This window comes from uncultured Clostridium sp., assembly GCF_947072515.1.
GTDB lineage: Bacteria > Bacillota > Clostridia > Clostridiales > Clostridiaceae > Clostridium.
The window spans coordinates 42,887-63,282 of sequence record NZ_CAMTIG010000003.1 but is presented as its reverse complement, the minus strand read 5'-3'; the positions used below and the strand labels follow the sequence as shown (position 1 = coordinate 63,282).

The following is a 20,396-nucleotide window of genomic DNA, read 5'->3' as shown; positions in this document are numbered from 1 at the left end:
TGTTATTTGACAATATTTTGCTCTTTTAACCTATTTAATATAATATTATATCCATCACTACCGTAATTTAAAGATCTATTTACTCTACTGATAGTTGCTGTACTCGCTCCTGTTTTTTCAGCTATTTCTATATACGTATTTTTTTCACTTAAAAGTTTTGCTACGTGGATTCTCTGTGCTAGTGATTTTATTTCATTAACCGTAGCTACATCTTCAAAAAACTTATAACAGTCTTCTATGTTGTCCAATTCTAAAATAGCTCTAAAAAACAAGTCCATTTCTTCACTTCTTAGTTTAGAATTTAATATCCCCATTTTCTCATCCTCCGCATTTCTATATTAAATTTATTATATCATTTTACTTTTATAATTTATAGCTTTACTTAGTAAAAGTATTTCTCTTCTCTTCTATAATAAAAAAAGAACTTACATTTATATCTGTAAGTTCTTTCTCTAATTAATATTAATATTCTTTAGCTTCTTCTTCTCCATCAAGAACTCTTATTGCACCTTGTGCTAGTGCTAATAATTCATCTTCTCCAGGATAAGCTTTTACATCTGAAATAAATGCAACTTTTTTAGTTATATCTCTAACTACGTCTTCTGAATAAGCTATTCCACCTGTTAATATTATTTTATCTACATTACCTTCTAATACTGTAGCCATTTCTCCGATTCCTTTAGCTACTTGATAAATAAATGCATCATATATTAATTGTGCTTCCTTACTTCCTTCTCCAGCCGCTTTTCTTACATCTCTCATATCATTAGTATCTAAGTATGCAACCATTCCGCCTTTACCAACGATTTTACTATATACCTCTGATTCAGTATATTTTCCTGAGAAACACATTTTTATTAAATCTCCTGCTGGAACTGCCCCTGCTCTCTCTGGTGAGAATGGTCCATCTCCATCTAATGCATTATTAACATCTACAACTCTTCCCATTTTATGAGCTCCAACTGAAACTCCTCCACCCATGTGAGTTACTATAAGATTTAAATTTTCGTATCCTTTTCCACTTTCTTTACCAAATCTTTTAGCTACTGCTTTTTGATTTAATGCATGGAATTTACTTTTTCTTGGAAGTTCAGGAACTCCTGAAATCCTAGCTACTGCTTCTAACTCATCAACAACTACTGGATCAACTATAAACGCTCTTACTCCAACTTCTTTAGCAATCTCATTAGCTAATATTCCACCTAAGTTTGAGGCATGTTGTCCTTGAATTCCAGCTTTTAAATCTGCCATTAATGCATCACTTACTTCATAAGTTCCACCTGGAATTGGTTTAAGCATTCCCCCTCTTCCTACAACAGCATTTAATTCTTTTATATCAAATTTCTTCTCTTTTAATACATTTAATATAACTTCTTTTCTAAATCCTAATTGATCAAATATAGTTGGATATTTTCCGATTTCATCTGATGAATGTCTAAGTGTTGCTTCTAAAACTTCTTTTTCATTTTCATAAACACCGATCTTAGTTGATGTTGATCCTGGATTAATTATTAATAATTTATATGCCATATTCATTTCCTCCAAACTTTATATTATTTTAATGTTTCTGAAACTAAAGCTGCTAAAGCTATTGAGTTAACTTTTGTTTCAAATGAGTCTGCTCTTGATGTTAATATAACTGGTGCTGATGTACCTACTAGTAATCCACCATTTCTTGATTTTGCTGTATAAGTTAAACATTTATACATTACATTTGCAGTTTCAATGTTAGGTAACATTATTATATCGGCTTTCCCTGCAACTGGTCCTCCGATTCCTTTATGATGTGCAGCTTCTTCTGATAAAGCATTATCTAAAGCTAAAGGTCCATCTATTATACATCCTTTGATTTGACCTCTTTCATTCATTTTTGATAATAAAGATGCATCAATAGTAGCTGGCATATTTTGATTTACTACTTCAACAGCACATACTGGTGCAACTTTTGGCATTGCTAATCCACAGGCATGAGCAACTAATACTGAATTTTCAATTATTTGTTTTTTATCTTTTAAGTCAGGATATGTGTTAAATGCAGCATCTGTAATATAAAGTAATCTATCAATTCCTTCAACTTCAAAAACTGCTACGTGTGACATAAGTTTTCCTGTTCTTAATCCAACTTCTTTATTCAATACGCTTCTTAAGAATGTAGCTGTATCAACTAATCCTTTCATAACCATATCTGCTCTACCACTTGATACTAATTGAACTGCAAAAAGTGCTGCTTTTTTTGTATCTGGTTCATGAATCACTTCATACTGAGTTAAATCCATTTCAATTTTATCAGCGATTTCTTTTATTTTCTTTTTGTCTCCAACTAATATTGCATCTGCTATTTCTTTTTCTTTTGCCGATTTTATTGCTTCTAATACCGGTTCATCTTGTGCTACTGCTACTGCCACCTTTTTTAATTTTACGCTTTTAACCTTTGATAATAATTCATCAAAATTTTTACTCATAACTAATGCACCTCTTACTAATTTATTTATTTAAATCTTATATTAACTATCTCAAGTTCATATTTTAGACTTTTAATACAATTTTGGAATTTTATTTCGTTAATTTTATAACAATATCTTTATATATTGTATCAGAAAAAACTCCAAAAATTTGAATTGTCAGAAAATTAAAACTTTTATTAACCTATATAGATTTTCTTACATACTATATTGTATATTCATTGATTTTATAGATACCATATAAAACCTCTCGCCTAAAATAAAAAAGACTCACATTTTTAAAAATGTAAGTCTTTTTTATTTTATTAATTCATTTTAAATTCTTTCATAATATTTTCAGCAACTTTAATTCCATCTACTGCTGCTGATATTATTCCACCTGCAAATCCAGCTCCTTCCCCTGTTGGGTAAAGCCCTTCAACTGAAATACTTTGTAGCTTTTCATTTCTTGCAATTTTTACTGGAGCAGATGTTCTAGTTTCGATTCCTGTTAAAACACCGTCCTCCATTCCATAACCTTTGATTCTTTTATCAAAAACAGTTATTCCTTCTTTTAATGTATCTATTACATAACTTGGTAAACAATTCTTCATTTCTCTAAACTCAAATCCTGGTTTATAACTTGGATTAACTTTCCCTACTTTAGTTGAATTTCTATCTTTTAAGAAATCTCCTATAAGTTGAACTGGTGCTTTATAATCACCACCACCTAACTCATATGCTAATCTTTCATAATGCCTTTGGAATTCCATTCCTGCTAATGGATGATTTCCTTCAAAATCATCTCCTCCAACAGTTACAACTAACGCAGAATTTGCATTTTCTAAATCTCTGGCATGATAGCTCATTCCATTAGATACTAGTCTTTTTTCTTCTGATGCAGCTGCTACAACTACCCCTCCTGGACACATACAAAATGAATACACACCTCTGTTGAATTTTTCACTTTGATAAGCTAATCTATAATCAGCTGCCTTAAGCCTAGGATGATCTGCAAACTTTCCATATTGAGATATATTTATCATTTCTTGTGGATGCTCAATTCTAACTCCTATAGCAAAAGGTTTTTGTTCCATAAATATCTTTTCTCTATGTAACATTTCATAAGTATCCCTTGAACTATGTCCTATTGCTAAAATAAGATTTTCGCATTGAATTTCGCTTCCATTTACTTTTATACTTTCTAATTTTCCATTAGAATAATTTATCCCTTCTAACTTTGAACTAAAATGCACTTCGCCACCAAGTCTTTTTATCTCTTCTCTTATATTTTTTACAACAACTTTTAAAACATCCGTTCCTATATGAGGTTTTCCTGAATAGATAATTTCCTCTGGTCCTCCATGTGCTACAAGTTCTTCTAATACATAAGAACATCTTCTATCCTTTATTCTAGTCGTTAATTTTCCATCCGAAAAAGCACCTGCTCCACCTTCTCCAAATTGAACATTAGATTCTAAGTTTAAGATTCCATTATTCCAAAACTTCTCCACAGTTTCAGTTCTTTTATCCACATCTTCTCCTCTTTCAAACACAATAGGCTTATATCCATTTTGTGCAAGAGTTAATGCTGAAAAAATTCCTGCTGGTCCAAATCCTACAATCACCGGTCTAGTTTGTAGCTCTTTATCTCCAAATATAATTTCTTCTTTTTCATATTTATCTAAAATTATATTTCTATCTTTTGCTTTTGATACAACTTTTTCTTCATTATCACATTCAATCTCAACGCAATAATTAAATTTAATATTATCCTTTTTTCTTGCATCTATACTTTCTTTTAATATTTTAAAGCTTTTTATATTCTTTTCTGAGATTTTTAATTTTTTACATGCTTTTTCTTTTATAAGACTCATGTCTTCTTCTATAGATAATGTAATACTATTTATTCTTATAGCCATTTTTTTCTCCTAATCTATTGTTTCTTTTTATTTTCTGCACTTGCAACTTCGGCCTTGCTTAATACTACACTCACACTCGGTATATTATCTATTTTCACATTCTTATCTGTTGTTACCTTTGGTGTTAAACTAAATGTTCCACTTTCTTTATGTTCACTTAAGTCTACTACTGCCGTAAAGTCACTTGTACTTATTTCTTTCATAATATCTTGTGTACCCGAAATTTGTATACTTAAACTATTTGGAATATTATCTATTTTTAATCCATTTTGTAAACCTGTATTCGTTAGTGGAATAGTAAGTGTCTTATTTACTGTTTCGTTATTATTATTGTTATTATTACTATTATTATCATTACTGCTATTATTATTGCTATTATTCCCACTATTCTCTGTATCTGTACTAGTATTGGTATCCTCTTTTGGTTTTGATACATTTATTGATACATCTACATTACTATTTCCATTGCTTATAGTAACACCTTCTGGTAATAATATTTTTACTGTTTGAGTAGTATTCCCTGTTATTTGTGATAAATCAATCGGCGCCGTATTTAAAGATTTCACTCCACTCAACACCTGTTTATTCCCAATAATAGTAACGTAATTTTGTGATAATTGTGTACTTACTAAATTCATTCCATTTGGTAAGTTTCCTTTTAACTGTGCTGTTATAGGAACTTGTATTCCAGTATTTGTGGTAACACCTAATGTTCCCGTTGTTTTACTTAATTGAACATCTTTAACTATTTGCCCATTTGTATTTAAAGGTTCATACTTGAATGTTTTAGTTACTGATTCTGAAATACCTTCTAAGCTTCCTACTAATGCAACTTTCGCAACTTGATTTACAGCACTTGAAGGTCCTGATACTTCTATATTTTCTGGAGTATAATTTACAGCATCCTCATAAACATCTGGTGCAAAGTTAAAAGTTACTTGCGACACAGCTTTAAAAGTTTTTGTTTCTAAAGCTTCTAATTTCACTTTTACTATTAAATATCCATTATTTTTTATATTTATCTGCTGTGGATAATTTATTATTTGTACTGGTATATTATTTTCACCCTTCTTTAAAGCATACTCACTTAAATCAGCATTTATTGTAAAATCATTTTTATTTACTGCATAAATGTATTTTGATGGTCCTTCTAAATTTAAATTAACATTAAATTGTTGCCCTGGTGCTAAAGCTAATCCAGAGTCTTTTAACACGTCTGTATTTACTATTTGTACTGGCACATCTTTTAACGTATAAGTTTTAACTATAGTTTCTACATTCGTTACATATATCCAAAGACAGAATGATAATAATACACAAACTAATTTTATTATTAATCTTTCTTTTGCAGATCCCTTATCCATGATTTCACCTTCTCACTTGCTGATTTTCTAACATTTTCTTTACTTCCCATAAGATTCATTAATGTAGTATTTAATTTTTCCTTATCGTAATTTCTAGTTAATCTTCCTCTAATTGCAAGAGATATAATTCCTGTTTCTTCTGAAACTATTATTATTATTGCATCTGAGTTTTCCGATAATCCAATCCCTGCTCTATGCCTTGTTCCTAATTTTTTATTTATTGTATTATCCTTTGTTAAGGGCAATACACATCCTGATGCATGAATTCTATTTCCTCTTATTATTGTTGCCCCATCATGTAATGGTGTATTAACGACAAATATATTTTCTAATAATGCTGAGCTTATTGCTCCATCAATTATTGTTCCTGATTCTAAAATTTCACCAAGTCCAGTTGCTTTCTCTATTGCTATTAATGCCCCTGTTTTTGTATCAGCTAAGTTTTTTGTAGCTGTGGTAATTTCACGTACTATCTTTTCTGTTGTTTCAACATCCCTATGCCCATTAGAATCCTTAAACGCTCTTTGCCCTAACTGCTCTAATGCACGACGTATTTCTGGTTGAAATATAATTACTACAGATAATACTCCAATAGTTAATGTTTTATTTAGTATAAAGTAAAGCATATTTAATCTTAAAAGATAACTAATTGGTATTAATGCTATTATAAGTAAAATCCCTTTTAATAATTGTTCTGCTCTTGTTTCTTTTATTAACATATATCCTTTATAGAAAATATATGAAACAACTAATATATCAATTATGGACCATATCGAAATATTCGTTATAGCATTAATTGTTCCTTGAAAAAATTCTTGCACAGCTTCTCACCTCGCTTATTATTCATGTTAAATTATACACTAAATATTATTCTCTATCATTCAAATGATACTACTTTTTTTCAAAATTTATAATATTTTATTAGAAAGCTTAATATAATTTTATGAGACTATAAAAAAGGGGGGATTTTTTTATATGAGTTTTATTAATAATGCTAAAAAAAGCATTAAGGAAAATATTAAAGCATTATCCTTTGCCTCAATAATTATTTTAATACCTTTAATGTTGCTCATTATTACAAAACTTAATCCTAAAAACGCAGATATTAGAAATATAAATTATCTTTGTAAGGAAATTCATAAGATCAATTTATCCTTATCATCAGCGTTAGATGAAAATTCTGTAAATACAGATAATGCTAAAACTATTTTACCTACTGTCTCTAAAGACTTAGAAACAGCAAAAAAAAATCTATTAATTATAGAGGCATCTCCTAGTAGTGAAAAACTAGTTGATTCTCTTCGTAAATCTTTAGATAAAAATATTTCATTAGTTAACCAAGCTTTATCTATGTATATGAGTCCTGATAGTAACTCATTAGATAAAAAAATAATAGAATTTAAGGATACTTTAAGTCTTTACCTTGAAAGCTTAGAGACTTTAAAAATTTATAATTTAGAAAAAACCATAAGTGATACCTCATTAAAATTTTTTCATAATACCTATTCTTATTTTGAAACTTTAGTTGACTTAAATATTCTTAATGATATTTCACAATCTTCTGAAAGAGATTTTTTATTAAAAATATCGGATATAACCTCTAACTTCAATTTAATAAAAGAAGATTTACAACCTGCCATTATAAATATTAAAGAAAATAATCGTGATATTTCAACACTCTTAAGAGACTTAGACCAAAAAAAGAATATTTTTTCTAAAATTGAAGAAGAATATTATATGTTATCATTTCCTGATTCTACTCGTGAAATTTCTGATAGCTTAGAAGAATCTATAAATAGCTATGATTCTTACATGAATAGTTTATCTCAAGCTCTACTTGATGATATTCAAACAAATAATGAAGAAGATGCAAAAAAATTATATGATTCTGCATTTGAAAAGCATAATGAATTTCTAAGATTTTATGCAGACTTGCTATCTAAAATAGAAGATTTTACAGCAAATTAGTATAAAACTTTCTAAATCAGGTAATAATATCATTTGGACTGGGTTGTAAAAAGGAGGTTTTTTATGAAAAAATTTTTCAGTCTTTTTTTACTATCTATAATAATGTTTGGAGGCCAAACTATCACTGCTTTAGCAGCCGAAATAGATTTAATCAACAATGAACAAATCTATTCTTCAAGCATATATAGAAAAGAGTCAATAATAAATAGGATAGCTTTTAAACTTGAAAACCAAGAGGCGGTTCAGTCAAGTGCAGCTGTAAGTCCCGAAGAAAATAAAACTGCTGATAATGAAGCTATAAACAAAGAAAACACTAATAATGAAATAGAAGTTTTTAACCACAATGGTTCTCAACTAAAAATAACAAAAAGCGATATAGACTTATTATCTAAATTAGTCTATGCAGAAAGCCGTGGTGAACCTTTCCAAGGTAAAGTAGCTGTTGCTTCTGTAGTTTTAAATCGTGTTATGAACCCAAAATTTCCAAACTCAATTGAAGGAGTTATTTTTCAAAAAAATGCTTTTTCATGTGTAGTTAATGGCAAACTAGAAACCCAGACAAATGAATCTTGCTATGAAGCTGTTTATGAAGCAATTAAAGGAAAAGATCCAACTAATGAGGCCTTATTCTTTTATAATCCATCTATAGCAACTTGCAGTTGGATGAAAGAAACTTCAAAGAAAGATTCTAAAGTCATTGGAAATCATACATTTTTCAAACAATAAGCAAAAGGAGAGATAATATTATCTCTCCTTTTGCTATTTAAAACTAGTTTAAATTTATAACTGTAGCTTTAACTCTAGACATAGCTTCTATTGAGTATCTAATTCCTTGAATTCCCATTCCTGATGATTTTACTCCTAAGAATGGAAAATGATCTGGTCCTCTTTCAGTCTTATTATTAACTTGAACTGTTCCAACCTCTAATTTATTAGCTACATAGAAAGCTCTATTTATATCTTGTGTAAATACAGATGATTGTAATCCATACTCTGATTCATTTGCTATTCTTATAGCATCTTCCATAGTTTTTACTCTTATTATTGGTAAAACTGGTCCAAATGGTTCTTCCCATGCTATTCTCATATCCTCTGTTACATTATCAAATAATGTTGGAGTTATCATATTTCCTATTCTTTCTCCTCCACACAATAATGTAGCACCTTTATCAATTGCATCTTTAATTAATCCTTCAACAAAGTCTGCTGCTTTCGAATCTATTAATGGTCCTACAGTAAAATCTCCTTCTAATGGATTTCCATAAGTCACATTTTTCATATCTTCTACTACTTTTTCAACTAATGAATCACTTACATAGTCCATTACTAAGACTCTCTTAACTGCAGTACATCTTTGTCCTGAATATGAGAATGCTCCTGAGACAATATTTTTAGCTGCTAATTCAATATCTGCATCATCTAAAACTATTGCTGCATCTTTTCCTCCAAGCTCCATTAAAATAGGCTTCATTTCTGTAATTCTTGAAATTCTTTTTCCTATTTCACTACTTCCTGTAAAGTTAACAAAATCAATTTTTTCATGAGTAACTATATAGTCACCAATTTCGCTTCCTCTACCTGTAACTGTATTTAAAAGTCCACTTGGAAGTCCAGCTTCATTAAATGCTTTTGCTAAATACATTCCTGAAATAGCTCCTTGTGTTGCTGGCTTAAATACAACTGAATTTCCTGCCATCAATGCTGGTGCTATTTTAGAAGCTGCTAAGTTAACTGGATAGTTAAATGGTGATATAGCTAATACCACTCCTAATGCTTCTCTTGTTACGATTGATATTTTATCATTTTTAAATCCTGGGAATGAATCCCCTGGTAATGATTCACCCTTAATATTTTCTGCTGCATCAGCTGTAAATCTTATAAAGTCTGCTGTTCTTTTTACTTCTGACATAGCACTCTTTTTATCTTTTGCTATTTCTAGTACCATAACTTTAGCAATTTCTTCAATTCTTTCTTCTAATATATCTGCTACATTATGAAGTAATTTAGCTTTTTCATTCGTTGGTACTTCAGCCCATTTTTTTTGTGCTTCCTTTGCAACTTCTATAGCTTCATCTACTTCCTCTGTTCCCATAGCATGAACAAATCCAACTGTCTCTTTATTAATTGGTGATTTTATTTCTATTAAGTTTTTCTCATTGTTTATCCATTCTCCATCGAGAAGATTTCCATAAACATTTTTATCTGTGCAAAACATATTCTACCTCCGATAATAGTTATTATTTAATTCTTATTATACAGCATTTTTCTGAAAAATCTACACAATTCAGATAAATTTAATCTGAATTTAAAATTTCATTCGATTATTAATAGTTTTTCATATAATTTATTTTATATTCTAGTTATTTATATTGTAAAAAAGTGATACATCTTAGATGCATCACTTTTTTCATAACTAAACTAAATATTTACTTGCAATCTCTTTAAATGTTTCTTTATTTAGAACATACCAATTAGCAAATACTGCATTTGTTTTTTCTAATTCTTTATATAAATCAAATAGGAAGTTTGGAATTTCATCCTCTAACATATCTCCATATATAGTTGCTAAAGCAGTATTTTCAACTTCAAATTTCCCACCAACATGTAGTTCAAAACATTTTCTTGGTGCATCATTAACTCTTTTAGTTTTTCCTGTATATCCAATTTCTCCAATTTCATGTACTCCACAAGAATTCATACATCCTGATACGTGTACTCTTGGTAATAAATCTTTGTCTACGCCTTCTGCTTTTAATTTTTTAATTATAGTATCTACAAGTCCTTGGCTGTTTCCAATTCCTAATTGACATATTGGAACCCCGATACAAGAAATACTTTGCATTACTTTTAATTCTTCCCCTTTACCTTTAGTAAATTGAAGAATTCTATCCGCTTCTTCTCCATTTAGATTTATAATATATAATCCTTCTTCCATTGTTATTCTAAATGATACATCTTCCATAGAATTAGTAAGTTTTAATAATTCCCCTAGAAAGTCTGTCTTTAAAATTCCTGTTTGAGGATGAAAATATACTGCATAAAGACCTTCTTGCTTTTGAGGTACTAGTCTTTCATCTTTTATTGAAGTCTTTATTCCTTTTTTAGTGATTTCTTTATTTTCTATAGTAATATCAAGATTTAAATTTTCTTTTACATCAGCAAAGTGTTTTTTATAGCAAGCTATAAATTCCTCTTCACCCATTCTTTCAACTATATATCTTATTCTTGCTTTATTATGATTTTCATAATCACCTTCAGCTATAAACATTCTTGTCAAACCTTCTACATGGTACACTACGTCCATAGGATCTACTAATTCTGGAAATTCAACACCTACTCTTGAATTTCTTCCAAGACCTCCACCTATAAATAATCTAAACATATCTTTTCCATTTTCTTTAACAGCTACAAAACCTAAATCTGTAGTTGTTGCATGAGGCTCATCATTAAAATCTGATGCCATAGCAACTTTTATTTTTCTTGGTAATTTATATTTATTTACTTGTGACATTATGTGTTCATTTACTTTTTCTGCATATGGTCTTACATCAAATGCTTCACTTATACTTGAACCTGCAAGTGGTGACATCGCAACATTTCTTGGATAATTTCCACCTGAACCTCTTGAATATACTCCATAATCTAAAGCTTCTTCCATTAAATCACAAACCTCATCAATAGTCATTCCATGGAACTGTATTGCTTCTCTAGTTGTTGGATGTATCCATTCTCTTTTATATTTAACTGCCCAATCATATATTTGATTGAAATCTTCTTTAGATATAACTCCTGATGGCGTTTTTAATCTAATCATGAATTCTTGCCCACCTCTATGTGCATAAGAACCCATTCCACCTGATAGCTTTTTAAATTGTGGTACTGTTAATTCTTTATTTAAGAATTTATGTCCATTTTCTCTATAAACTTTAATCTCTTCTCTTAAAACTTCTTTAAGTTCTTTACTTACTAATTCCTTTTTCAAAATAATCACCTCTATATTAAATTTTATCTCTATTGTCCAAATTAGTAAAATATATTTCCTTTATTGCATTAATATAATTTTACCTATTGATAATTTTATATTATATAACATTTATCACACTTTATTTTTTTGCTCTCTTATCTTCTCTCTTAAAGTGGTATTCTTTCTGATATTTTTTAATTTTCAGTATAAATATTACTCTTTACTATTAGTATTTGAATATTAAACTAAAATTATTTTATTTTTTTCTTTTACTTATTTCATTATATATAAATTTTATCCCCTTCACTTATCTCAAACATTTTAACATTCCTTTAACTATATACTTCGTATATTGACATATATTGAGTTTTAATTTTATAATTATATTCGTAATAATCATATAATTCTAGTAATTGGTCTAGAAGTTTCTACCAGACACCGTAATGTCTTGGCTATGAGTTATTTGCGATTTTTTAGAATTCAATATATTCTTTTAAATTTCAAATTTCTCAAAATCTATACTAAAGATTGTGAGGGATACTAATGAAATTATCATTAAATAAGATTTTTTCTTATAAAGATGAAAAAATCAATGTCAAACAGGAGATTAGAGCAGGGATAACAACATTTTTAGCAATGTCATATATCATTGCAGTTAATCCACTAGTTCTACATAGCACTGGAATGCCTCTAGCTCCTCTCGTAACAACAACATGTATATCAGCAATTATTGCTACTTTCCTTATGGCTTTTTATGCAAAATTACCGTTTGCTTTAGCTTCTGGAATGGGGCTTAACACTTTCTTTGCTTATACAGTCTGTCGTGAATACGGAATTCCATGGCAAATCGCATTAACAGCTGTTTTTGTAGAAGGAGTAATATTCGTTATTTTATCTTTAACTAATGTTCGTGAATCTGTTGCTCATTCTATACCACATAGCTTAAAAATTTCTATAACTGCCGGAATCGGACTTTTCATAGCTTTTATAGGACTTCAAAATGCAAATATCGTAATTGCAAACAAATCAAATTTAGTAGGTCTTGGTAACTTTGCATCACCTACAGTTCTTATAGCTTTTTTAGGTTTAATCATAATTACAGTTTTAGAAAAGAAAAAAATCAAAGGCTCAATTTTAATCGGAATAGTTACTTGTACTCTAGTTGCCTGGGGTTATGCCTTGATTGATCCAGCTGGTGCTAAAGAATATTCTATTTCTTTACCTACTGGAATTATAGCTTTTGCTTCGCCAATGCCTATTGTAGGAAAGCTTGATTTTTCTTTTATTCACTCAACTAAAGCACTTATGTCTTTTATAGGTATAACTTTTACTTTTCTTTTTGTTGATTTCTTTGGAACTGTTGGTTCTGTATTAGGATTAGCAACTAAAGCTGGTTTAGTTGAAAAAGACGGAAAATTTCCTCGAATAGGTAAAGCACTTTTAGTTGATGCTGTCGGAACTACATCCGGTGCATTACTTGGAACATCAGCTATTTCAACTTTTATAGAAAGTAGTACTGGTATTGCAGAAGGAGGAAAAACTGGACTTACAGCATTTGTAGTCGGATGTTTATTTACAATTTCCTTATTCTTTTCACCATTATTTGTAGCTATTCCTTCATGTGCTACAGCACCAGCTTTAATATATGTTGGATATTTAATGCTTAGCATTATTACAGCATTAGATTTTACAAATATTACAGAAGCTCTTCCAGCTTTTATAACAATAATTCTAATGCCACTTTCGTATTCAATAGGTGATGGAATTATTTATGGTATTTTATCTTATGTAATTATAAATTTAATTACTAATCTTTCTAGCAAGAAGCATCATAGAGTAAATATTAACCCAATTTTACTGGTGCTCGCTGTATTATTTGTAATTAAATTAATTTAGCTACTCCTTAAGTAAAGTTTTTCTTTACTTAATTATAAAATATAAATCGATATTACCTTGTTTTAAACCAAGGCAAAAAAAAAGATGAAGCTTTGCTTCATCTTTTTTAGCCTTTTATTAGCTATATATATATCCTTCTCTTAAACTATGTTCAAGTTCAGTTATTGCAAGTGCAGCTGCTCCAAGAACACCAGCTCTTCCACCTAATTCTGCTTTTTTAACTTTACAATATTCTCTTATTGGTTTTAAAGCTCTTCTTTGGATTTCTTCGTTTATTTTTTCAAAAACGATCTCCCCACCATTTGAAACTCCTCCACCTAAAACTAAAACGTCTGGATCATATGAATTTGCTAAGTTAGCAAAAAGAATTCCTAAATATGATAATGCTTCATCTAAAATTTCTTGTGAAACTTTATCACCTTTAGCTGATTCTTCAAAAACTTCCTTTGAAGTTACTACATCATATTTCTTTAATGATGTTACAGCATTACTCTTAATTGCTTCATTTGCAGTTTTAGCTATTGCAGTTCCTGATGCTAAACCTTCAACACAACCTCTATTTCCACATCCACATCTTCTTCCATGAACATTTACAGTTGTATGACCAATTTCTACAGCGTTTGAAGTACTTCCTCTAAATATTCTTCCATTTAGAACAGCACCTCCACCAACTCCAGTACTTGCAGTTACATATACCATATTAGTTGTTAATTTACCTGCTCCAAATAAAAACTCTCCAAGTGTAGCTGCATTTGCATCATTATCTAAAAATACCTTTGTATCATATATATCTTTTACAGCCTTAACTATATTAAAGTTTTTAAATGGTAAATTTGGAGTTTCTACTATTAATCCATTTTTAACATCTAATGGTCCTGGTGAACCAATTCCAATTGCTAATATATCTTTTATATTTTTGTCACCTAAAACTTGTTTAATAGTGTCGTTTATATTTTCTACAATCTTGTCCACACCTTTTTCAGCTTCAGTTGGAACTGTTACTTCCTTAAAAATTGTTCCTTCTTCATTTACTAGTGCAGTACATATTTTAGTACCACCTAAATCTACTCCAATGTAGTATCCTTTTTGCATATTTTCTCACCTCATGTAAAACTTTTATTCTCTCTTGACTAGTATTTTAGCAGTTGTCTTTTCAACAGAAACTTTTTTGGTAACTTTATAAAGTCCATTTTCTGAGATATCATTCCCATCTAATATTACTTCCCACTCACCATCTTCAATTTCTATATCTAGATTCCACCCGTATCCATTATACACTATTATTGCTTTTTTGAAACCGTCTGCAAGTAATTCTCCATTAATTTCATAATGAATGAAGCTTTCTCCACATGCTCTAAACTTAAGATTTCTTTCAATATCTAGCCTTTTATCCATTCTAAATATCTTATGATTTTTTCTCAAAGCAATAAGTTTTTTATAATAATTAAATACCTCTAGATATATAAATTTTCTTTCCCAGTCTATCCTATTTATATTATCGCTTGAATTATAACTATTTTCAACTATATTTCCATTTTCAGAAATTTTTCTTCTTAAAAACTCTTCTCCTGAATGAAGGAATGTTATCCCTTGGGATGTAAGGATTATAGCTGCTATCAATTTATTTATTCGAATTAATTCTTCTTCTGTTCCATTTGTTAAACTTTTCTTAATTTTATCAAAAAGTGTGTAATTATCATGTGCTGAGTCATAAGTTATTGTTTGATAAGGCTCATTTGCCCACCAACCATAGTATACTCCATCATTTCTTGTTGAAGCTACTACTCCTGATTTTACTTTTTCACAATACTCCTTACTTCCACTTGCAAATCCCTTTTCTCCTGCTGAAAAAGCACTTCCTTTTACTCCATCCCTTATAGTATCATTAAATGCTGCTACTTGAAGTTCTCCAAACTTATAAATATTTTCCTTTATAGCCCTATCTTCATAATATAGAGGACTATCTCCTCCAGTCCAGCCTTCACCATAAATTAAAATAGTTTTATCTATTTTATTTAGTTCATCTCTAATCTCTTTTATTGTTCCAATATCATGTAATCCCATAAGATCAAATCTAAATCCATCTATATGATATTCATTTGCATAATATAATATAGAATCCACTATAAATTTTCTAACCATTGATCTTTCTGATGCTGTTTCATTTCCACAACCTGATCCATTTGAAAAACTTCCATCAAGATTTTCTCTAAAATAATATTTAGGAACTATTTTTTCAAAATTTGAATTTTCAACTTCAAACATATGATTAAACACCATATCTATAACTACTCTTATTCCATTTTGATGTAATCTTAAAATCATTTCTTTAAATTCTTTTATTCTCACTTCTCCATCATATGGATTAATAGAATAAGATCCTTCTAATGCATTATAGTTTTGTGGATCATATCCCCAATTATATTTTTCTGAAGGATTTTCTTCATTTACAGTTTTAAAATCAAATATTGGTAATAAATGCACATGCGTTATTCCTAATTCTTTTAAATGGTCAAGACCTGTTTTTATTCCTTTAAATTTAGTTTCATTTTCTACTATTCCTAAGAATTTACCTTTATTTTTAACTCCTGAGTTTTTATCTATTGTAAAATCCCTTATATGCATCTCATAAATTATTGCATCTGTTGGACTTATAAGTTCTGGTTTCCTATCTTTGTTCCAATATTTTGGATTTGTAGTTTCTAAATCAATTATCATTCCATACATTCCATTAACTGAAACAGCCTTTACATATGGATCTACCACTTCTTCTTTTTTACCATCTATCTCAATTAAATATCTATAATATTTTAAGTTTAAATCCTCTTCTATAATTCCTTCAAATATTCCATCTAAATCTGAAAGCTTCAAGCTTTTATCTAACTCAAATTTATTTTTCCCTACTTTTTTATAAATATTTACCCATACATTAGTTGCAACTGGTGTCCATACCCTAAACATAGTCTCACTTTTAGAGTAAATATTCCCTAGTGCTCCATTAAAATGATATAAATTTTTAAACTCATCTGATGAAAACACCTTTACTACTTCATTCTTCTTTTCAGTGTAAATTCCTTTTATGTCCATATTGGTTCCTCACTTTTAATAAATCTTAAACTTATCATATTCTGCCCTTAGTCTAACTATCTCTCTATTTCCTTATAATTTATAACTTCTTATTAAATACTATTCATCTTCGAATTGCAAGTTTACATTATATTGAATTTTATCTATATTTTAATATAATTTTATCACTTTCTCTCTCTTTTACATAACTTTTTTTATTTTATTTGTATAATTTTTCTGTGAATAAAAAAACTAAACTGAGGTGAATTATATGAAAAGTACTAATATCGATTTATTTTTAGAGAATACTTTTTTACTAGAAGATTTATTTGGTGCAAAAGCTCATAACATTACAATAAAATTTTCTGCACTCATTGCTACTTTAAATAATCAAAAATTAAATGGTGATACTTTAACTAAAAATCTCCATTCAATTCAACTTTATACCGATGTAGGCTCTGTATTCCGTGGAGAAAATGCATTATTACTTGCTGTTTTAATGCATATATCTAAGAATCCTGAAGAACACATAAAATGCACTTTAAGTTCTTACAGCATTTTAGAAACTTATTTTGATTCAAATAGTTTTTTAGCTTTAACTTCAGAAATTCTTTGCAGTTCGTCCAATGACATGTCTATGGACGACTTAGCAAATAAATTAGGCTCTGCATTTTCCTATACTCAAAAACATCATAACTTTTTAGCCGATAAAGAAGATTTAAGTATTTGTGCTCTTATAGCTACATATTTTGAAAATATTCAGCTTAAAATCGAAGAAGCTAATCAATGCTATAAACATTTAAATGATATAAGATTCTTTCCTAGCAAAAATCTTATTCTTTTATCACAAGCATTAATTTTTTCAAACCAAGATATTGAAAGTAAAACTTTAGCAACTGTAAGACTCCATGATTTATTAGAACAGCGAAATTTTGTGATTGATGGTAGAGCTTTACCGATTCTAGGTTTTGCTACTATGCTAGATGAACCAATCGAATCTTTAGTTTCTAAAATTATATCTACACAAAAACTTCTTAGAGAAAATGTTAGATTTATGACTTATACTCTTGATGATGATATTGAACTTGCCATCGGTATTTCTTTATGTATATCTAACTCAATTTCTCTTAAAGATTCCGCTTTATTAATTCCTCTGACTGTTTTCTTATTAAATCTAGTTACTCGTGATGTAAATTTTATATCTGAACCTTTTTCTCGCAAAATGTTTGAAGATTATTAAATATAAAAAACTATTCTCTAAGAATTTAATTCTTAGAGAATAGTTTAAATAGATTTTATTTATAAGTATGTTTATGAATAAATTTTCAAAGTTATGCTTATTTTTTTATTCAAAGGTTCCTTTTACCAAAACTTCACCCTTGTCAATCATTATTTTTCCTTTAGCTATAACAGTTAATAATGTTAAATCATCTTTTCTTAATAAATTTAAATCTGCATCCATTCCATTTGAAATCTTCCCTTTCCATGGTAATTTTAATACTTTTGCCGGATTAGATGTTATAACTTTTATGGCTTCCTCTAAAGGAATATTTTCTTTTAATACAGCTTTTCTCATTTCAGAAAAAAGTGTTCCTACGCTACAAATACCAAGTCCTGCAAGTTTCCCTTCTTCATCAAATACTGGCATGCTTCCATTTCCATCTGATGTAAAAGTTATATTTTCTATATTAACTCCTTGCTCTAGGAGATATTTTAATCCTGTAGATGCTAAAAATTCTCCTTCTTCTAAATGTTCTGGATCTGAACTTGTAGTTAAATCTATAAATCCGCCGATTTTTTCCCACTCTATTCCAGCATCTAATAATTCCTTTGTTCTATTCATATGTGTTGGTGAGAGCTGTGTTGCTGGAATTTCACTTAATTCAATCATTTTAAAAAGATATTCCAATCTCCTTGCTCCACCACCTAAATGTACATTTATAATTCCTGCTTTTCCTGATAAAAGTCCTCCAACTCTAGTTTGTGCAACTGTGTTTATAAATTGCTCTAACGTAGGTTGTGAACTTCTATGATCAGATAGTGCAATTTCTCCAACACCTATAACTTCTTCAATCAAAAGTAAATCCCCTTTTATACTATCTGTCATAGTTTTTACTGGCACATCGTATGATCCAGTATAGCAATACGCTGTTATTCCTTGCGCTCTAAGAGATTTTACCTTCGCTAAAAGACTTCTCATATTTCTACATACACCATCAGTTCCTAAAACTCCAACTACTGTTGTTATTCCAGCTTTAGTTAAACTAGTCAATCCAAGTTCAGGTGTCCTTGTAGTATATCCACCTTCTCCACCGCCACCGATTAAATGTACATGTGCATCAATGAATCCTGATACCAATATATTTCCTTCTGCATCTATGATTTCAATATTTCCAAAATTCTCTGGAATATCAATATTATCGTATATACCTCCAATCTTTTCTCCTATTATAACTACATCTTTCTTCCCTAATTTCTCTGGTGCATAAACCTCTGCATTTTTTATAACTTTTATCAACTTTATCACATCCTAGAATCTTTTTTTACATACCTCATTATCTTTTCCTTTATTTTAACAATTAATTCTTTCCATTATAGACTTCTTTGTTTATATTCATATTCCACTATAAATAATTAGCCCTAATACCGCTGAAATTACTATACAAATTATAGGATTCACTTTTTTATAAAAAATTAATACAGTAATAATTCCACCTATTATAACAGTACTAATACTAGTGTATGATGTTTTAGCTAAATCAATAAATGCTTTCACAACTAATGCTACTAAAACTGGTCTCATTCCTAATAAAGCACCTTTAATAAATTTATTTTCTTTGAATTTATTTAATGTTTTAGATACTATCAAAACTAAAATAAACGAAGCTAGTACCACTCCTATTGTTGAAACTATAGAACCAAAAATCCCTGCCACTTTAAATCCAACAAACGTTGCAGAATTTATTGCTACAGGACCTGGTGTCATTTGTGATATTCCTATAATATCTAAAAACTCTCTAACACTTATAAAATGATTATTTTCTATTATTTCTTTCTGAATAAATGGAAGCATTGCATATCCTCCACCAAAACTGAATGCTCCAATCTTAAAAAATATACCAAATAACTTTGCTAGTATCATTTCTTCTCCTCCTTATTTTTAAAACTGATTCCACCATATATAGCAAAAATCAAAATAACAAAAACAGGATTTAATCCAACTAATAACAATACTAATGAAGTTCCAAAAATAATCACATTTTTTAAACTTTTATCCACACCTTTTGAAATACTTATAACACCTGCCAAAACTAAAATTGGTACTCCAGCTGTTATTCCATTAAATGCAGAATTAACTATTGAATTATCTCTAATACTCATAAATATACTTGCTACTCCAAGTATTATGAAAAAAGAAGGTAGTGCTACCCCTAGTAAAGCTACTATTCCTCCCTTTATTCCATATAATTTATTTCCTACAAATAAAGAGCAATTTACAGAAATTGCTCCTGGCAAACTTTGAGAAACAACTAATGCATCTAAAAATTCTTCTTTAGTTACCCACTCTTTCTTATTAACTACTTCGTCCTCAATAAGAGGAATCATTGCATATCCACCACCAAAGGTAAATGCTCCTATTTTAAAAAAGCTTATAAATACTTCTAATAGACCTTTCATTTTTATCCCCCTAACTTTTATCTATTAATATATTATCATAAAACCTTTCCTATATATACAAAATATACACACTTTAGAAACACTTGTTCTTTCTATT

The 20,396-nt window shown here is 29.2% G+C and carries 17 protein-coding genes and 1 riboswitch; of the genes, 4 read left to right on the top strand and 13 right to left on the bottom strand.

The annotated features are described in order from the left end of the window. Positions 1-2: 2 nt before the first annotated feature. The 6 genes from Q0W06_RS02090 to cdaA form a co-directional block, all read right to left on the bottom strand. Entirely contained in the window at positions 3-314 is a 312-nt protein-coding gene (locus Q0W06_RS02090; protein ID WP_297630726.1) for a YerC/YecD family TrpR-related protein, read from the bottom strand. A 148-nt stretch (positions 315-462) separates the two neighbouring features. After that, the gene (buk, locus tag Q0W06_RS02085) at positions 463-1,530 is read right to left on the bottom strand and encodes a butyrate kinase (RefSeq protein WP_297630723.1); all 1,068 of its coding nucleotides are present in this window, start codon (positions 1,528-1,530) and stop codon (positions 463-465) included. Between the two features lie 23 nt (positions 1,531-1,553). Next, positions 1,554-2,462, bottom strand: coding sequence for a phosphate butyryltransferase (ptb, locus tag Q0W06_RS02080; protein WP_297630720.1), 909 nt, complete (start codon positions 2,460-2,462; stop codon positions 1,554-1,556). 305 nt (positions 2,463-2,767) lie between these two features. Continuing rightward, positions 2,768-4,363, bottom strand: coding sequence for an FAD-dependent protein (locus Q0W06_RS02075; protein ID WP_297630717.1), 1,596 nt, complete (start codon positions 4,361-4,363; stop codon positions 2,768-2,770). A 14-nt stretch (positions 4,364-4,377) separates the two neighbouring features. Then, entirely contained in the window at positions 4,378-5,727 is a 1,350-nt protein-coding gene (locus Q0W06_RS02070; protein WP_297630714.1) for a CdaR family protein, read from the bottom strand. Further along, positions 5,697-6,548: a diadenylate cyclase CdaA gene (gene cdaA / locus Q0W06_RS02065; RefSeq protein WP_297630711.1), complete on the bottom strand. Its 852-nt coding sequence runs from the start codon at positions 6,546-6,548 to the stop codon at positions 5,697-5,699. The genes Q0W06_RS02070 and cdaA overlap by 31 nt, the downstream gene beginning before the upstream one ends. Positions 6,549-6,702: 154 nt before the next feature. On the opposite strand from cdaA, the gene Q0W06_RS02060 reads away from it, so the two are divergent. Together Q0W06_RS02060 and Q0W06_RS02055 are read left to right on the top strand one after the other, a co-directional pair. Next, entirely contained in the window at positions 6,703-7,695 is a 993-nt protein-coding gene (locus Q0W06_RS02060; protein WP_297630708.1) for a hypothetical protein, read from the top strand. Positions 7,696-7,758: 63 nt separating this feature from the next. Continuing rightward, the gene (locus tag Q0W06_RS02055) at positions 7,759-8,421 is read left to right on the top strand and encodes a cell wall hydrolase (RefSeq protein WP_297630706.1); all 663 of its coding nucleotides are present in this window, start codon (positions 7,759-7,761) and stop codon (positions 8,419-8,421) included. Positions 8,422-8,464: 43 nt separating this feature from the next. Here the strand turns inward: Q0W06_RS02055 and Q0W06_RS02050 are convergent, their stop codons facing one another. Both Q0W06_RS02050 and Q0W06_RS02045 read right to left on the bottom strand, forming a co-directional pair. Beyond that, positions 8,465-9,910 carry an NADP-dependent glyceraldehyde-3-phosphate dehydrogenase gene (locus Q0W06_RS02050; protein WP_297630703.1) on the bottom strand — a complete coding sequence of 482 codons (1,446 nt, stop codon included), beginning with the start codon at positions 9,908-9,910 and terminating at the stop codon, positions 8,465-8,467. 198 nt (positions 9,911-10,108) lie between these two features. Then, entirely contained in the window at positions 10,109-11,677 is a 1,569-nt protein-coding gene (locus Q0W06_RS02045) for a nitrite/sulfite reductase (RefSeq protein WP_297630701.1), read from the bottom strand. A gap of 358 nt (positions 11,678-12,035) precedes the next feature. Then, a riboswitch (purine riboswitch) is annotated at positions 12,036-12,134 on the top strand. A gap of 68 nt (positions 12,135-12,202) precedes the next feature. Here Q0W06_RS02045 and Q0W06_RS02040 point away from each other — a divergent pair. Beyond that, entirely contained in the window at positions 12,203-13,555 is a 1,353-nt protein-coding gene (locus Q0W06_RS02040) for an NCS2 family permease (RefSeq protein ID WP_297630698.1), read from the top strand. Between the two features lie 117 nt (positions 13,556-13,672). Here Q0W06_RS02040 and Q0W06_RS02035 read toward each other — a convergent pair whose 3' ends face one another. Together Q0W06_RS02035 and pulA are read right to left on the bottom strand one after the other, a co-directional pair. Continuing rightward, positions 13,673-14,647, bottom strand: coding sequence for an ROK family protein (locus tag Q0W06_RS02035; RefSeq protein WP_297630695.1), 975 nt, complete (start codon positions 14,645-14,647; stop codon positions 13,673-13,675). Positions 14,648-14,671: 24 nt separating this feature from the next. Then, positions 14,672-16,642, bottom strand: a complete 1,971-nt coding sequence (pulA, locus tag Q0W06_RS02030) for a type I pullulanase (protein ID WP_297630692.1) — start codon at positions 16,640-16,642, stop codon at positions 14,672-14,674. A 250-nt stretch (positions 16,643-16,892) separates the two neighbouring features. On the opposite strand from pulA, the gene Q0W06_RS02025 reads away from it, so the two are divergent. Next, the gene (locus Q0W06_RS02025) at positions 16,893-17,861 is read left to right on the top strand and encodes a DUF4003 family protein (RefSeq protein WP_297630689.1); all 969 of its coding nucleotides are present in this window, start codon (positions 16,893-16,895) and stop codon (positions 17,859-17,861) included. Positions 17,862-17,966: 105 nt separating this feature from the next. Here the strand turns inward: Q0W06_RS02025 and iadA are convergent, their stop codons facing one another. The 3 genes from iadA to Q0W06_RS02010 form a co-directional block, all read right to left on the bottom strand. Further along, on the bottom strand, positions 17,967-19,139 hold the full coding sequence (iadA, locus tag Q0W06_RS02020) for a beta-aspartyl-peptidase (RefSeq protein WP_297630686.1): 1,173 nt from the start codon (positions 19,137-19,139) through the stop codon (positions 17,967-17,969). Positions 19,140-19,235: 96 nt separating this feature from the next. Then, complete coding sequence (locus tag Q0W06_RS02015; protein WP_297630683.1) at positions 19,236-19,763, bottom strand: chromate transporter; 528 nt, start codon at positions 19,761-19,763, stop codon at positions 19,236-19,238. After that, positions 19,760-20,299 carry a chromate transporter gene (locus tag Q0W06_RS02010; protein ID WP_297630680.1) on the bottom strand — a complete coding sequence of 180 codons (540 nt, stop codon included), beginning with the start codon at positions 20,297-20,299 and terminating at the stop codon, positions 19,760-19,762. The genes Q0W06_RS02015 and Q0W06_RS02010 overlap by 4 nt, the downstream gene beginning before the upstream one ends. Positions 20,300-20,396 lie beyond the last annotated feature (97 nt).

Bases quoted from the DNA above. Each gene is read 5' to 3' on its own strand.
- Q0W06_RS02055 (WP_297630706.1), top strand. From the start codon at position 7,759: ATGAAAAAATTTTTCAGTCTTTTTTTACTATCTATAATAATGTTTGGA.
- Q0W06_RS02015 (WP_297630683.1), bottom strand. From the start codon at position 19,763: ATGATACTAGCAAAGTTATTTGGTATATTTTTTAAGATTGGAGCATTC.
- ptb (WP_297630720.1), bottom strand. From the start codon at position 2,462: ATGAGTAAAAATTTTGATGAATTATTATCAAAGGTTAAAAGCGTAAAA.
- Q0W06_RS02050 (WP_297630703.1), bottom strand. From the start codon at position 9,910: ATGTTTTGCACAGATAAAAATGTTTATGGAAATCTTCTCGATGGAGAA.
- Q0W06_RS02040 (WP_297630698.1), top strand. From the start codon at position 12,203: ATGAAATTATCATTAAATAAGATTTTTTCTTATAAAGATGAAAAAATC.
- Q0W06_RS02070 (WP_297630714.1), bottom strand. From the start codon at position 5,727: ATGGATAAGGGATCTGCAAAAGAAAGATTAATAATAAAATTAGTTTGT.
- Q0W06_RS02035 (WP_297630695.1), bottom strand. From the start codon at position 14,647: ATGCAAAAAGGATACTACATTGGAGTAGATTTAGGTGGTACTAAAATA.
- pulA (WP_297630692.1), bottom strand. From the start codon at position 16,642: ATGGACATAAAAGGAATTTACACTGAAAAGAAGAATGAAGTAGTAAAG.
- Q0W06_RS02060 (WP_297630708.1), top strand. From the start codon at position 6,703: ATGAGTTTTATTAATAATGCTAAAAAAAGCATTAAGGAAAATATTAAA.
- buk (WP_297630723.1), bottom strand. From the start codon at position 1,530: ATGGCATATAAATTATTAATAATTAATCCAGGATCAACATCAACTAAG.
- Q0W06_RS02010 (WP_297630680.1), bottom strand. From the start codon at position 20,299: ATGAAAGGTCTATTAGAAGTATTTATAAGCTTTTTTAAAATAGGAGCA.
- Q0W06_RS02090 (WP_297630726.1), bottom strand. From the start codon at position 314: ATGGGGATATTAAATTCTAAACTAAGAAGTGAAGAAATGGACTTGTTT.
- Q0W06_RS02025 (WP_297630689.1), top strand. From the start codon at position 16,893: ATGAAAAGTACTAATATCGATTTATTTTTAGAGAATACTTTTTTACTA.
- Q0W06_RS02075 (WP_297630717.1), bottom strand. From the start codon at position 4,363: ATGGCTATAAGAATAAATAGTATTACATTATCTATAGAAGAAGACATG.